The 15,631-nt window shown below is 33.2% G+C and carries 13 protein-coding genes; 2 read left to right on the top strand and 11 right to left on the bottom strand.

What is annotated here, in order from left to right; translation table 11 throughout:
- Positions 1–53 precede the first annotated feature (53 nt).
- From ABD730_RS00285 to ABD730_RS00275, 3 genes are read right to left on the bottom strand one after another with little or no spacing between them, the layout of a single operon-like run.
- Positions 54–1,142 carry a mannose-1-phosphate guanylyltransferase gene (locus tag ABD730_RS00285; RefSeq protein WP_344711771.1) on the bottom strand — a complete coding sequence of 363 codons (1,089 nt, stop codon included), beginning with the start codon at positions 1,140–1,142 and terminating at the stop codon, positions 54–56.
- An 11-nt stretch (positions 1,143–1,153) separates the two neighbouring features.
- On the bottom strand, positions 1,154–1,750 hold the full coding sequence (locus ABD730_RS00280) for a SprT-like domain-containing protein (protein ID WP_344711769.1): 597 nt from the start codon (positions 1,748–1,750) through the stop codon (positions 1,154–1,156).
- A gap of 25 nt (positions 1,751–1,775) precedes the next feature.
- On the bottom strand, positions 1,776–2,612 hold the full coding sequence (locus ABD730_RS00275; protein WP_344711767.1) for a DUF4349 domain-containing protein: 837 nt from the start codon (positions 2,610–2,612) through the stop codon (positions 1,776–1,778).
- Positions 2,613–2,739: 127 nt separating this feature from the next.
- Here ABD730_RS00275 and ABD730_RS00270 point away from each other — a divergent pair, with 127 nt between their 5' ends.
- Together ABD730_RS00270 and ABD730_RS00265 are read left to right on the top strand one after the other, a co-directional pair.
- A complete protein-coding gene (locus ABD730_RS00270; RefSeq protein WP_344711765.1) occupies positions 2,740–3,630 on the top strand; it encodes a hypothetical protein in 891 nt (296 codons plus the stop codon).
- Positions 3,627–4,118: a hypothetical protein gene (locus ABD730_RS00265; protein ID WP_344711763.1), complete on the top strand. Its 492-nt coding sequence runs from the start codon at positions 3,627–3,629 to the stop codon at positions 4,116–4,118. The genes ABD730_RS00270 and ABD730_RS00265 overlap by 4 nt, the downstream gene beginning before the upstream one ends.
- Here the strand turns inward: ABD730_RS00265 and ABD730_RS00260 are convergent.
- From ABD730_RS00260 to porV, 8 genes are all read right to left on the bottom strand, one after another.
- Positions 4,115–8,155 (bottom strand): FG-GAP-like repeat-containing protein, encoded by a 4,041-nt coding sequence (locus ABD730_RS00260; protein ID WP_344711761.1) that lies wholly within the window; start codon positions 8,153–8,155, stop codon positions 4,115–4,117. The two genes, ABD730_RS00265 and ABD730_RS00260, sit on opposite strands and share 4 nt — an antisense overlap.
- Before the next feature lie 132 nt (positions 8,156–8,287).
- A complete protein-coding gene (locus tag ABD730_RS00255) occupies positions 8,288–8,971 on the bottom strand; it encodes an SDR family NAD(P)-dependent oxidoreductase (protein WP_344711760.1) in 684 nt (227 codons plus the stop codon).
- Positions 8,964–9,926 carry a M28 family peptidase gene (locus tag ABD730_RS00250; protein WP_344711759.1) on the bottom strand — a complete coding sequence of 321 codons (963 nt, stop codon included), beginning with the start codon at positions 9,924–9,926 and terminating at the stop codon, positions 8,964–8,966. Before ABD730_RS00250 ends, ABD730_RS00255 begins: the two co-directional genes overlap by 8 nt.
- Positions 9,927–10,011: 85 nt before the next feature.
- On the bottom strand, positions 10,012–10,746 hold the full coding sequence (locus ABD730_RS00245) for a hypothetical protein (protein ID WP_334470568.1): 735 nt from the start codon (positions 10,744–10,746) through the stop codon (positions 10,012–10,014).
- 152 nt (positions 10,747–10,898) lie between these two features.
- Positions 10,899–12,518, bottom strand: coding sequence for a pyruvate dehydrogenase complex dihydrolipoamide acetyltransferase (locus tag ABD730_RS00240; protein WP_334470571.1), 1,620 nt, complete (start codon positions 12,516–12,518; stop codon positions 10,899–10,901).
- 3 nt (positions 12,519–12,521) lie between these two features.
- Positions 12,522–13,523: a pyruvate dehydrogenase (acetyl-transferring) E1 component subunit alpha gene (pdhA, locus tag ABD730_RS00235; protein WP_334470573.1), complete on the bottom strand. Its 1,002-nt coding sequence runs from the start codon at positions 13,521–13,523 to the stop codon at positions 12,522–12,524.
- Between the two features lie 112 nt (positions 13,524–13,635).
- Positions 13,636–14,118, bottom strand: coding sequence for a cytidine deaminase (cdd, locus tag ABD730_RS00230; protein WP_334470575.1), 483 nt, complete (start codon positions 14,116–14,118; stop codon positions 13,636–13,638).
- Between the two features lie 78 nt (positions 14,119–14,196).
- Entirely contained in the window at positions 14,197–15,459 is a 1,263-nt protein-coding gene (gene porV / locus ABD730_RS00225; RefSeq protein WP_334470577.1) for a type IX secretion system outer membrane channel protein PorV, read from the bottom strand.
- Between the last annotated feature and the right edge of the window lie 172 nt (positions 15,460–15,631).

The following is a 15,631-nucleotide window of genomic DNA, read 5'->3' as shown; positions in this document are numbered from 1 at the left end:
CTAAAAATCAGTAATCAATATATTAAATGTATACCGCTAATAAAACAAAAGGTTTATCCATATTCTTCACCAAAATTGGCTTTTACATTTTGTAGCACTTTTTTAATATCTTGTTCTTTTTCCTTAGGAAAGATAAGCAAAACTTCGTCTTTATCTACAATGATATAATCTTTTAGTCCATCGACAACAATAATTTTATCTGCCTTAGAACGAATCATATTACCATGAGCATCTTCTAATAAGGTTTTAGCATTAACCACAGCATTAGCATTGTCGTCTTTATCTAACTTATCGTATAGGCTTCCCCAAGTTCCTAGGTCATTCCAATCGAAAGTAGCAGGAATCACATAAACATTATCACTCTTTTCCATAAGCGCATAATCTACAGATATGTTTTCTGCTTTTTCGTAATTATCACGAATAAAATCGTCTTCAAATTCTGTATTGTAAACGCTGTAACCACTTTCAAATAATTGATACAATTTAGGTTGGTTATTTTTGAATGCCGAAATAACGGATTTAGCACTCCACATAAAAATCCCGGCATTCCACAAAAAGTTACCTTGATCTATAAAAGACTTTGCCGTTTCATAATCGGGTTTTTCTCTAAATTGACTCACTTGTTTAATTTCAGTTGTAGCCGATTTATCATATTCAATATAACCATAACCTGTATTAGGAAATGTAGGCGTAATCCCCAAAGTCATTAAAGCATCGTTAGATTCACAATACTCAAAAGCTGTTTTTACATTATTAGAAAAAGCCTCTTCATCTTCAATCCAATGATCACTTGGTGCTACAATCATTACTGCATCTTTATTTTCTTTCTGAATTTTTAAGGCTGCATATAAGATACAAGGAGCTGTATTACGCATGGCTGGTTCTAAAACCACTTGACGTTTGGTAACGTTTGGTAATTGTTCAAAAACAAGATCATTATAACGCTCGTTAGTTAATATAAAAATATTCTCTTCTGGAATTAACTGTGCTAAGCGATTAAATGTTTTTTGTATCAACGTGTCACCTGTACCAAGCATATCGTGAAACTGCTTAGGAAAATCTTGCGTACTTACAGGCCAAAATCTTGAACCAACTCCTCCTGCCATTAAAATGGCGTAATAATTTGAATTTTTGCTATCCATCAATCTATGTTTTAATCTAAAACCTCTACTTCTGCATTGGGGTTAAACAAATATAATTTACCCGAATTAATTTCTACACATTCATAGCGCTTTCTTCTTTTATTTCCCTTTTTAAACACTCTACCGTTGTAAAGTTTAAAGGTTGTATTCAAAGGTACTTCAAAAACATAGGTCTTATCGTTACTTTCGTCAAATTGCTTTAAGGCATAGGCGAGCTGCGTATCTGTATCGCTAGACGCTTTTGGATTTTTAAAATGATTAGCTAATAATGGCAATAACTCTAACGGAAAAATTTCGGGCCTTAAAAACGGCAACATTAAATGCTGAAAGGTATGCTTCCACTCTTTTCCATGTGGCTTAATAAGCCTTCCGTATGTTTTATAAGCTTCAAAATGGGCTATCTCGTGAATTAGTGTAATTAAAAATCGATAAACATTTAAATTAGAATTTATCGTAATTTGATGTTTCCCATTTGGTAATTCTCTATAATCTCCGTGTCGCGTTTTACGCTCATTTTTCACTTTTACGACTAAATGATCAATAGCTAAAAGCTCTGTAATCATGGGTTGTGCCGCAGGAGGAATAAAATTTAAAAGCTGTGTTTGCATTACTGCAAAAATAAGCGTTAAATTATTACTTTTTAAGTCTTTTTCTAATCAAAATAAACACAACAATTCCTATTATTACAAATGGCCAAATATACACTAGACCTATAAAAAACAATTTCAGAACATCCCAACCTGAAGTAAAACCGTCTTTAATTTCTGATAAAAACGTTTTTTTATAATGCTCTGGTTCTTCTTTATATTCTACCGTTTCATACAAATCAATCTGAATGGTACTAAAAGCCACTTTATTGGTTAAATATTTTAATTGTCCTTGACTGGATTCAATTTCCTCTTGAATACGTTGTAATTTTTCTTCAACACCTAATAAGTCTTCAACACTTTTTGCTTTTGTTCTAAGAATAGATTCGTAGCGCTCCTTAACCTCTAATTTTGTTTTCAATCTAGCTTCCACATCTATAAATTCTGAAGTCACATCTTTAGTGGTTATATTTTCATATTCAATAAATTCGGCAACACTGCTTATAGAATCCATAATAACATCAAAATCTTTAGAAGGTACTTTTAACGTGAATCGGTTTTCTTTTTTATAAAGATTATTCTCGAAGCGTAAATCTGAGACATAAGAATTGTATGCTTCAGAAATATGCTTAACGCGTTCTGTAGCTATTTTTACATCTTCAACTTTATACCTCACATTTGCAGATTTAATGATTTTTAAATGTTTTAATTCTAATTTTGGAGTCTCGGTAGTACTATCATCGATTTTAACGGCTTCAAAATCGGCTTTAACCTCAACACTTTCTAAAGCAAAGTTTTCCGAGGACTCTGAATGATTACATGCCACTAATAATACGGCTAGTACCCATAATTTTAATACTGTTTTTAATGATTTACGTTTCATAATTCTTTATTTTTAAGATTTAAAACCAAATCTATATTGAAACATGTATTAGCAATTGTAAAGCCGTTGTAAAACAATTGTAAAGCGTGTACAATACTGAAACAGAAGCACTAAAGCAAACTAACTATTGATTTCTAACGACTTAGAATTATTCGTTCACCTTAAGGAATTGGTTTTAAAAACCTTTCTGAAACAGCACAATGCTTCTAAGTCTGTAAAAGACTGGAGTGGAAATGACATTGTAGTGTTTCAAGAAGATTTATTTGAACGTGTAAAAACACGTGTCAGCGAAAAATGGTTTTATACCTATTTTAAAAACGATACTGATAAATTACCAAGGGTAGATATGCTTAATTTACTCAGCACTTATGTTGGATTTAAAAACTGGTCTGATTTTAAAACTGCGAACAGCAAAGTCTCTAAACAAAAATCTAAAGCCTTACAATTTTATCTCTTACCGATTGTGCTACTAACAATTTTAATAGCCTTTTGGTTCACCAATAGAAGTCATACCTATACCATTTGTTTTATAGATGACATTAAAGGGCAACCTATAAATTCAATTCGTTTAGATATAAAAATTCTAAATATTGATGAAACTCCAACCTATATAAAATCTGATCATAATGGCTGTTTTACGTATACGACAGATGCAGACTATATAACGTTTGTGGTACAATCTCCTTATCATAAAACGGATACCATTGTTAAATCGATAAAAAACATAGACAATGGCAAAGTCAAATTAAATACAGATGATTATGCTTTAATGCTCGATTATTATTCTAGCAAAAACCTTATTGACTGGAAAGCACATAAAGCAAATCTCGAAAAGATCTTTTCTAATGATGCTTTAATTTATCAAATTTTCCCCAATAATATAGGTATCGAATTATACACAAAACATGAATTCATTACTAAACTCACAACACCAACGCAAAGTTTAAAACAAATGAAGATTCTGAGCAAAACCTATGCTGATGGTAAAATTGTGAAACTTAAATTTATTGTAGAATGAAACGCTATTTGACGCTTTTGGTTTTAATCTTATGTAGTTGCAATAATAGCAATGAAAGATCTATTGAGCATTCTGAAATGGAACGTCTAGAATTCGATGACGCCAACACATTAACTATAGAAAAACCTTACTTTAATGAATTACATATTGTTGAAGAAAAACTACAAGAAACATACGACCTAATTTACTTATCTAAAAAAAATGTAGCTTTTGAAACTTCTAAAAAATCAAGCACTATTCTGATTTCAAATATCATTTTAGATAGTTTAGACCATGACGATTATCCTATAGTAGAAGATTTATATCAAATTGGATCTGTAGAAGTAATTAATGATTCTACAACAAACATCAATTTTGGTTATACCGTAAAACAACATAACGCTATAAAAAGAGATACTTTAAAGGCTCTTATAAAAAAGCAACACATTACGATTGAAGGTCAAACCACAACAGCAATCAAAATTGATTTTAAAAACTATAATGATTAATTATTAACCACAATCATCGTGGTACTAGTATTTACTTTCAGCAGGTATAAACCTATTTCAGTATTAGTTAACGTAATTGTTGTTGTATTTGTCAATTCATTATAGCCTCTATCTCGTATTTCAATTTTACGTCCTCTCATATCATACACTTCAATGCGGTCATTCGTTTTTGTATTTGAAATATGCAATTTACCATTAGTTGTTGGATTAGGATAGACTCCCATTTCTGAAGCAACTTCAGTAACACTTAATTCTTCACCTTCAAAATAAGGTATTGCAAAGCTAAATGCATCTTCAGCTACCACTTGACCAATAAATCGTCCGGGAATATCATCTGCTGGTGGATGTATTCCACCCCAAATACGACTTAAGCTCGTTTGGTCTGAAGCATCTCTATAAGTTGCCCATTGTAAAACAACATCTTGTGATGGTCCTTCTTCAAATACTAAAAACTCATTCTTTTTTGCGACAAATTCGGCTATACCTCCAGGGAAAAATTCATCACCTGTTATCATAGTCATTAGTTCTGCTGCTGCTCTAGAATACGTAGAGTGTCCAGATACAAAACCTGCAAATGGTGGTGTCACAAAAGTTGGTCTCTGATAAGGGTACCAATCTTCTGCTAATATCCAACCTACTCCTGCTTGGTCTGTTTCTGTATTACTTATATAGTCATGACCTTTCCAAGTATACATCTTTATTTTACCTACATTTTCATTAGTAAGACCCGCCAAAGGATCTCCCAACTCTACGACTTCGATATAACCATCAATTAATTCGATACCAGAAACACTATAGTTAGACAATGAAGGATCGGAACTTTGCCCTTGTGTTGCCATATAACGTATGGCAGATATTGGTCTAATATAATCATACCACCCTTTTATACTCCAACCAGAAATAGCAGCATCATGCATACCTCCACCTAATATAAAATAAGATTTAACATCCCATTCTAAAGGGGGTAAAATGTCTCCTTCTCCCTCAAAACGTTTTTCAAATTCCTGATGATCACTAACATAATTTAATAGTGTAAACCAATGACCTGGTGGAGTTTCAGAATCTGGACCGTCTGCCCAAAACTCTGCTAATACTCTAGTATAATCACCACGAGGCACAATATTAGGTTCGTAAGGATTACCTGTAAACGGATTTATAGCATGTCCATTACTATTAGAACCACCTTCTGTAAAATTATAAAAACTTGGATAGTCGGCATAATTTGTTGGAAACGTACTAATATCTACATTTCCTATTGCGCTTGGTGAAATATCCCACATAACATTATCGCTAGGATCTAAATGCGATTGCCAAACAGATACCATTGAAAATCCCCATTTATAAGCTTCACTTTCTGAAGTATTTTCTGTTGTACTTATATAAGGTGGATTTGATGGATCGTGATACACATTAAAGACATTCCCATCCCTTTCGTATGCCACTTTATCCTCTTCTTTTAAGGCAAAAGGTAATACATTTCCCCATTCAGGACTTAGAAAAGGAGGTACATTACCTTCTACGATATTACCACTTTGGTCAATATAAGTTTCTAAACTTAGTGGCTCCCATCTATTAGGGTCATTTATAGGAGGGTGAAAAGAGACATCTAAAGCATAAGGTACATTTATTGGTTCATAATAACCATTATCATAGCCAGTAGCTTCTCTTGCGCCATCTTGCAAACCATAATCTATTAATATCTGTCCAACAAAATTACCTAAAGCTGCTGCACTTCCATTTTCGTATAACAAAGACGTAAACGATGTATCGTAACCTAACTTGTCCATTAACAAATCAAATCTAGCTTGAGTAATTTCAACATTTGGTGAGTTTTGAAAACGATGAGATAACAAACGATACATTGCAAAACTAATCGCTTCTTTCTCTGACTCCTCTATACTTTCAGAAGGAGTAAAGTCTGACAAAGTACTACTAAATCCATTTACTGTATTCCCTATTAAATAAGGTCTTGCAACATCGTCATAAATGGCCCAAATATCATACATCGCGACACTAGAATGAAACAAATTCCTAGCGTGTATCGTTGGTCTTGCATAATCTCGTCTTATGGCCTCTAATAAAGCTTCATTCCATAATCTTGCAATAGATATATCTTCAGGAAGGTTATCTGCATTCAAATTAACCTGAACAGAAGTTGCTAAACTAATACAATCTTCAGTAGACTCTGTTACTGTAACAGAACCCGATTCTTCTATATGCCACTTCACGGTAATTGTATCTGTACCTTGGCCACTTAAAATCTCTCCACCTACAACTTGCCAATTCGCTATTGATTCAGCTCCAATGCTATAAGTATACACCTCTGTAGAGAGAAAAGACGATGATAAATTACCCACAATAGTGTTGGGTAAAATATAACTACAAGAGCCATCGTCTAAGGTTGCATTAGGATTATAACTACAAGACAAAGGGTCTGTACAGCCATAAGTTTTCTGGCTTGGTATAATATTTAACTCCTCATAACCCTGTCCTTCAATTGCCTTTATAGTTGTATCTACACTTAAATCGTTATAAGTTTCAATTAAGCCTGATGGCCATTTTATTTCTAGTTCTGTAATTGTAGTTGCTTCACCCAGACCAAAATGGACCGCTTGTAAGCTCTGACTCAATAAGCCTACACCAGAATAATAACGTTTTAAGCTTCCGTTTTCTGTAGTTAGGGTCACTATTGTACCTATGGCATCACGATTTGATGTTGTGCCTTCTAATTGAATTTTGAAAAAATGTACAGCAGGATCTGTAGTATCAAAATTTAGGGTTTTGTTTTCGTATAGAAATGATGGTCTATCACTATTAGTAATAAATAAATCGATATCTCCATCGTTATCGTAATCCCAATCAATAGCTTCTACACTTATAGTTAAATCGTTTAATTGTAACTGAGCTGAAACATTATAAAATTTATCTTCGCCTTCTACAAAAGCATTTCTAAAATAAAAATTTTGTTCTGCGCTTCTATTACCCAAATCATAACCATTAGCAATAAACAGATCTTCATCTCCATCTAAATCGAAGTCAGAAAATCGTGTTCCCCAAGACCATCCTGTAGCGTTAATCTCATACGCTTCGGCCTGTTCGCTAAACGAATTATCACCATTATTACGAAGGAAAAAATTCTGATCTATTGTAGTTATAAATAAATCAAAATGACCATCATTATTATGATCACCTATTGTAATTCCCATATCATCTCCCATAGTAGCTAGACCATAGTCTGCTGCTTGTTCTACAAATGAATTACCATTATTGTTTATATAGACATAATTAGCTTTACTTAGGTCGTTTGAAACTAGTAAATCCATAAAACCATCTTGATTAAAATCAAAAGGCAATGCAGTATAACTATGTCTACTTACATCTGAAAAAAGGCCTATTTCAACTGTTACATCTTCAAATGTATTGTCTCCATTATTTTTATAGAGTTGGTTTGTGCCACAACCCGACCAATCATTAATATAGATATCTAAATAGCCATCATTATTATAATCAAACCAAGTTGCTCCTGTATTATAGCATTCATTAAAAGTTGTAAATCCAGCACTTTCTGTAATATTAACAAACGTGCCATTACCTAAATTTTGCCATAATTGTACTTTTAATGAGTAGGTTAAGAATAAATCTGGAAATCCATCATTATTAAAATCTCCCCAAAATGCACCATTTTTATTTCCAGCTAAACCAAAGTATTCGCCACCACCTTCTTCTTGGAGTAATAAATTAGTAAAACCAGCTATTTCTGTAACATCGGTAAATGTTCCGTCATTATTATTTCGAAATAAGCGACTTAACGTTTTAGGGCTAGTAGGATCGTCTTTTGCCTTTGCAACCACGAAAATATCTAAATCATTATCACCGTCATAGTCGGCTACGGCGACTCCATTATTCTCTCGAAGTACCCCTAAACCAACAGTGTTTTCTACCCGATTAAATGTTTGCGCATTTACATCTTGAAAAATAAAAAACAATAAAAAAGCAACGAAAATGAAACGTATTTTGTTTGGTAATTTTAGACTCATTTCTCTGGTTATTTTTATAAATATAAAAATTAGCTTTAATATTTTATTATCCTATTGTTAGAATAACACAAATGATATAAAAACAATTGGCTTTTTTAATTAAAAGTCAGCTTTAGCTATGACATCAATATATTAAGGTGTAGAATTAGAAACCTGCAATACTTTTCCGTTATAATATTTATTTCCTGTTAAGGCAAAATCTTGAATATATGTTGCCATTTCTTTAGCCGATGTCGGCGCTTGATAGCCAGGAAAAGCTTCTTCTAACATTTCGGTTTGAACAGCTCCTAATGCTAAGACATTAAATTGAGGACCTGTTTCTTTATATTCTTCAGCGAGTAACTCTACCAAAGTAATTACAGCACCTTTACTAGAACTGTATGCTGATAATCCTGCAAACTTCATACTTCCTTGAATACCTCCCATTGAACTAATGGTCACTACGTGCCCATTGTTCTTCATAAATGGAAGTACCGTTCGTGTTAATTCTGACACTCCAAAAACGTTGGTTTGGTATACTTTTTCAAAGTCTTTAAATGTTGTTTGTGCAAAAGGTTTATTAATTATGGCACCAGCATTATTAATTAAAATATCTACATGCTTCCATTCTTTTTTAATAAAGTCTGCTACTTTTTTATAGTCGACTTCATTACATAGATCAAATGCAAAGGATGAAATATTATCAAAATGAAGTTGACTTATTGGCTTTGTATTTCGCGATAATGCTAAAACATTATGGCCTTGTTTTGCCAATAGGCGAACTAATTCAAATCCAATTCCACGACTTGTCCCTGTTATAATAATATTTTTATTCATCTTTTAATATCACTTCTTTTGTTGGTACGTTCATCATGCCTTCTAATGCAGGAATCATCTTATTAATAAAGTTAACCATATGCTCATAATCCATTTTATCGGCTTCATCATCTACATGATGGTAGTAATCGTAATTTGTAAAATCGAAAGTTGAAATGGCATGTGCAGGTATATTTAATTCTTTAAAGAAGGGAAAGTTATCTGACCTCATAAATAAATTCATCTTTTTTGCTCTATCAAAAAAACCAACAACTTCCTCACCTGCATATTTATTTAAAGTTTCAGCTAAACTAGAGCGTTCGTAACCACTCATATAAGCCATTGGTTCCGTTGAAGCTCTAGGTACACCAATCATTTCAAAATTAATCATTGTATAAACATTCACCCCCTTATCTTTTAAACGTTTAGCTAAATGAGCAGAGCCTTTTAAACCTAATTCCTCAGCATCATATAATGTAATTAAAATGCTACGTTTATTGCTCTTAGTCTTGGCAAAATACCTCCCAAATTCCATAGCCGCTATGGTACCAGAAGCATCATCATTGGCGCCATTTGCAATTGAATCTCCTTCTACTACTTTTCCTTTACCAATATGATCGTAGTGTCCACCTAGAATTATATATTCATTTTTAAGTTTTGGGTCATTTCCTTCAATAACTCCAACAATATTGTAACCATCTAAATCATTTAGTTTAAACGAATCACGATACGTTTTAAAATAAGGTTTAATACCATTAGACTTTAAATAGTTTTCTATAAAAACAGCGGCTTTTTCTAAGCCTTCGGTTCCTGTTGCTCTCCCTTCCAATTCATCTGAAGTTAAATACTCCATACTTGCTCTAATGGCTTTTTCTGTGATTTCAGGTGTTACTTCATTAGAGTTTGACGTTTTTTTACTCGAAGAACATGAACAAACTAATGCTATTAAGATTATTGAAAGTGCTTTTTTCATCATAAATTTTATTTGTGTTTAAATATAAAAAAATCCTAAACCAAACTAATGGCATAGGATTTAAAAGATTATTTTTAATTGAAAAGATTTACATTTTTTTGTTCGCTTTTTTAGCTAAACGCGCTACTTTTTTATTCAAATCTTTCATTAATTTATCTACTGCGCTTTCACACATTGGTTGAATCTTATCTGTACTCATAACAGGAATACCTTTTACCATAGCTGCTTTTTTTGAAGAACCCGCAACTTCATGAAACTGAAAAATACTCTTATTATCTTTAGAATATAAATCCATACTAAATCTTGCTTGTATGCTAACATAACCAAAACTACCAACTCCTGTTTTCACAAAACCAAAATCTAAATGAATAAACATTATAGCATCTACACCTAAATCTTCTGCAACGCCTTTTAAATCTTTAACATTTTGTCTGTAATTAGGGATAACCTTATAGCCTTGAACCGTTGTAGTTGATTCTATATCTTTATTTATGCTTCCTGCTTCTTCATAAGTAGGTTTAAACGTTTTATATGTTTCATTAGCCCATACATCTTCTTCTGCTATAAATTCAAAATCAAAATTTTCAGCGTATTCACTAAAAAAAGCGTCATGCAATTTATTAAGTGGCTCAGTTAAATTAAAATTGGGGTCATCACTTAGGTTGGTGTTTTTTGCAATTAAATCTGCAGAAGCATCAAGTGCTGATAAGTCTATCATTTTGTCTGCATAAAATGTTACAACAGCCACTTTCTTCTTTTGTGCATTACCCAACATAAATAATGTAAGAAATGTCATTAACACAACTACTTTTAAATTTTTCATTTTATATTTTTAGTAAACTACTGAATAGCAGTTAAATTTAGCTGCAAAAGTAATCTTATATTATGGTTAATACAACAACAAAAAAAAACCTATTTCAGGTTAATGAAATAGGTTTTTTATATAATCTTCACGATACTGTGAACGTTAATATATTAAACTAACATTGTCACAGGGTTTTCAATATATCCTTTTAAAGTTTGAAGGAATTGTGCTCCGGTTGCACCATCTACAGTTCTGTGATCACATGCTAGACATAATTTCATAGTATTACCTACTACAATTTGTCCGTTTTTAACTACTGGTTTTTCAACAATATTCCCAACAGATAAAATCGCTGAATTTGGTTGATTAATAATTGATGTAAAGCTATCAATACCAAACATTCCTAAATTAGAAACCGTAAACGTACTACCTTCCATCTCTTCTAAAGACAATTTCTTGTTTCTTGCTTTACCAGCATATTCTCTAACAGCAGCACCAATTTGTGTTAAGCTTTGCTCATTTGCAAATTTAACCACTGGCACTAATAAACCATCTGGCACAGCAACGGCAACACCAATATGAACATGATTGTTTAATTGCATTCTGTCATCAAACCACTGAGAGTTAACTTGAGGATGCTGTTTTAACGCTAAAGCACATGCTTTAACAATCATATCATTATAAGAAATTTTAGTATCTGGTATAGAGTTATATTGTGCTCTAAATGCTATTGCATTTTCCATGTCAAACTCCACATTTAAATAATAATGTGGTGCGGTAAATTTAGATTTTGCTAAGTTTTTAGCAATGGCTTTACGCATATTTGAATTTGGCACTTCGTCAAAATCTTCTTGTCCTGTTGGAACAAATTTACCAACTGAAGCAGATTGTGCTGCTGGAGTAAAGTTTTCGATATCACGCTTTACAATACGTCCATTTTCACCAGAACCATTAACTTGACTTAAGTTAATTCCCTTCTCTTCTGCCATTTTTTTAGCTAAAGGAGAAACAAAAACTCGTCCTGAGCTTGTATTTGACGTTGAGACTTTTGGTGTTTCTTTCTTTGCTTCTACTTTTTTAGGCTCTGCTTTTGGTGTTTCTTTTTTAGTTTCAGCCTTTGGAGCTTCTTTCTTTTCATCACCACCATCAACTTTAAAGTTTTTCGCAAGACCTGAAATGTCAGTTCCTTTAGGACCTATAATTGCTAATAAAGAATCTACTTTAGCCGTTTCTCCTTCATTTAAACCAACGTATAATAAGTTACCTGATTGGAATGATTCAAATTCCATGGTCGCTTTATCGGTTTCAATTTCAGCAAGAATATCTCCTTCTTCTACCTCTTCTCCTACTTTTTTAAGCCATGTTGCTACTGTGCCTTCTTCCATGGTATCACTTAAACGCGGCATGGTAACCACTGTAACACCTTCTGGAATTTCAACTTCACTTGCTGATTCCGCTTCTTGAGATTCTTCAGCAGCACTCTCAGTATCTTCTGTTTTTTCTTCAGATGATTCTGATGCGCTTCCATTTAAGTAACTAGAAATATCTTCGCCTTCTTCACCAATAATAGCTAAAAGCGTATCTACTTTTGCAGTTTCACCTTCTTGAACACCAATATGTAGTAACGTTCCTTCGTTAAAAGACTCGAACTCCATAGTTGCTTTATCCGTTTCGATTTCTGCTAAAATATCTCCTTCTTCAACTTTGTCACCTACCTTTTTTAACCAAGAGGCAACAGTTCCTTCTTCCATGGTGTCGCTTAAACGCGGCATATTTATTACTTCTGCCATAGCTTATTTAATTTTGTGATCTATAAATGGGTAATCTTCTTGCTCATAAACAGCATCGTACATCACACTCTTATCTGGATAAGGAGACTCGTCTGCAAATTTTTCACATTCAGAAACGCGTTTCTTAACATCCTTATCAATAGCTTTTAAATCTGCTTCTGTAGCATATCCTTTCTCTAAGATAATATCTTTTACCTGAGTAATTGGGTCAATTTTCTTATACTCTTCAACCTCATCTTTTGTTCTGTAGTGCTGAGCATCTGACATTGAATGCCCTCTATAACGGTATGTTTTCACTTCTAAGAACGAAGGTCCGCCACCTTTTCTAGCACGTTGAATTGCTTCATCAAAAGCTTCAGCAACTTTAATAGGATTCATCCCATCAACTGGTCCAGAAGGCATTTCGTAGCCTAAACCTAATTTCCAAATATCTGTATGGTTTGCTGTACGCGCTACAGAAGTTCCCATAGCATAACCGTTGTTTTCACAAACGAATACAACTGGTAAATTCCAAAGCATTGCTAAGTTAAATGTTTCATGTAATGAGCCCTGTCTTGCAGCTCCATCACCAAAACAACAAATAGTTACAGCATCTTTACCATGATATTTATCTCCAAAAGCAATACCAGCTCCTAAAGGAATCTGACCACCTACAATTCCGTGACCTCCGTAAAAGCGGTGTTCTTTTGAAAAAATATGCATTGATCCACCAAGACCTTGAGATGTACCTGTTGCTTTTCCATATAACTCTGCCATTACTCGTTTAGGATCTACTCCCATACCAATTGGCTGAACGTGATTACGGTAAGCCGTTATCATTTTGTCCTTAGTTAAATCCATAGCATGTAATGCACCTGCTAATACAGCTTCTTGTCCATTATATAAATGAAGGAATCCTCTAACTTTTTGTTGAATGTAAACTGCGGCAAGTTTGTCTTCAAACTTTCGCCAGAACAACATGTCCTCATACCACTTTAGGTAAACTTCTTTGGTTATTTTTTGCATTTTTTGATGAGTTCTTTAAAATAGAATAGCAAAAATAACACTTTAGAAAATACTGATGAAACAGTATATCGTAAAAAAACAGTTAATTAATGAATTTAATGCAACGAAAACGTTATAATACCGAACTTTCAAAAAGAAGCGGCAACAAATTCGCTAATGAGTTAGATTTTACCACCTTTCCTTTTGCTCCCATAAAATAAATTTCGATGGGTTGATTTTGTTTGATTTCGTATTCTGCGATAGATTGCCTACAGGCACCACATGGAGGGATTGGTTTATCTGTTACTTGATTTTGGGAAGATGCTGTAATTGCCATTTTTAGAATCTTAGCCTTTGGATATTTGGCACCTGCATAATAAATAGCTGTACGCTCTGCACATAAACCAGAAGGAAAACACGCATTTTCTTGATTACTACCAATGACAACCTCATTATTATCGAGTAAAATAGCAGCACCTACATTAAATTTTGAATACGGTGCGTAGGCGTTATCTCTAGCTTCAATTGCCGTATTCATTAAGTTTTGAATTGCTTGAGGAAGCTCATTAAAACCTGTATATACTTGTAATGTAGTTTCTATTTTAACCTCCTTCATAAATTTACTATTTATTTTAGACAAAAAAACTATTGCTTTTTTTAACAATAGTTTTGAAATTTAAATTATTTATAGATTCTAATACTCATCATATTCCCCTGATCCAAAGTTAAAGGTCAATGAAAAACGCAATGTGTTTTCTAATGGACTTTGAATTTTAGAGGCTGAGAATAGGTACGATAAATCTACATTTATTGTTGTGTATTTAAACCCTGCTCCTAAAGCAAAAAACTTACGTGCTCCTTTATCATCTGCTTCATTAAAATACCCCGCTCTAAACGCAAAGTTCTCTTGATATGTATATTCAGCACCTAATGCCCATGTAAATTCTCTTAACTCTTCACTAAAACCTCCTGGTGCATCACCAAACGATTGAAAAACTCCACTTAAGAAACTTACATCTGTACTTTGACCTTCAATGATAACATTCTCTTCTGAAGCATCTAATTGCTCTTGTGTTTGAAAATCTCCATCATCTGGACTAAAAACACCATCATCATTTGTATCTGTAAATACCGTTTTATCTCCCATAATTGGAGGTGTTGGCACTAAATATTTAGAAACCTCAGCAGTAACAGCCAATTTACTATACTGGTCGAAAATAAAATCGAAACCAGCACCTAGACGTAAATTAGTTGGCTGAAATACTTCTTGACCACCATCATCGTACTTAAATCTTGGACCTAAGTTTTGTACTGCAAAACCTAATCTCCAACGCCCATTAAAATCATTATAAGCCTCTTCTTCACTTTGGTAATATCCTGTTATATCTGCTCCAAATGTACTCCCTGGACTCGCATTTGGATCTACTGTATCAATTCTAAGGGCTGAACGCATATAACGTAGAGCTACTGCCATAGCAAATTGATCACTTAATCTTAACGAATATGCTGCATCTATAGCAAATTCATTTGGTTTTACTGCTACACCAGGATCATTAGCATCTTGTGTTAGCACAATTTCACCTAATGAAAAATATTTAAGTCCTGCAGAAAAAGAACTATACTCGTTTATTCTATTGAAATAAGTTACATAACTTAACGAGATATCATTTACTAATCTGGTTAAATAGGGTGTATAACTTAAACTCACTCCTTGTTTAGCTTCTGAAAATGCATATTTTGCAGGATTGTATTGTTGTGAAAATCCATCGACAGAGGTAGCTACACCCATATCTCCTAAAGAGGCTGATCTTGCATCAGGTGCAATAAGCATAAAAGGCAAGCCTGTAGTAATTACTCTACTATCAAAACTGTTACGAGTAATTTGTGTGGTTTCTACTTGAGCAAAGGTTAGGTTAATTGTCGCGATAGCGATTAGGGATAATATGTATTTCTTCATGTTCATTTTAGTTATTAATGCTAACTTATCAGCACTAATTCGTTAGCAAATATAAATTATTATTTAAGAATTAATTTAAACTTTTTCTTTTTGCTCTCAATTCAACTTCTTTTTTTCCTGCTTTCTGTTTTCTTATACCGTAATAATGAAAATCTTCTGCAAAATAAAAAGC

It is taken from the genome of Winogradskyella damuponensis (assembly GCF_039538385.1).
GTDB classification, from domain to species: domain Bacteria; phylum Bacteroidota; class Bacteroidia; order Flavobacteriales; family Flavobacteriaceae; genus Winogradskyella; species Winogradskyella damuponensis.
This window is presented reverse-complemented; position numbering and strand designations above follow the sequence as displayed.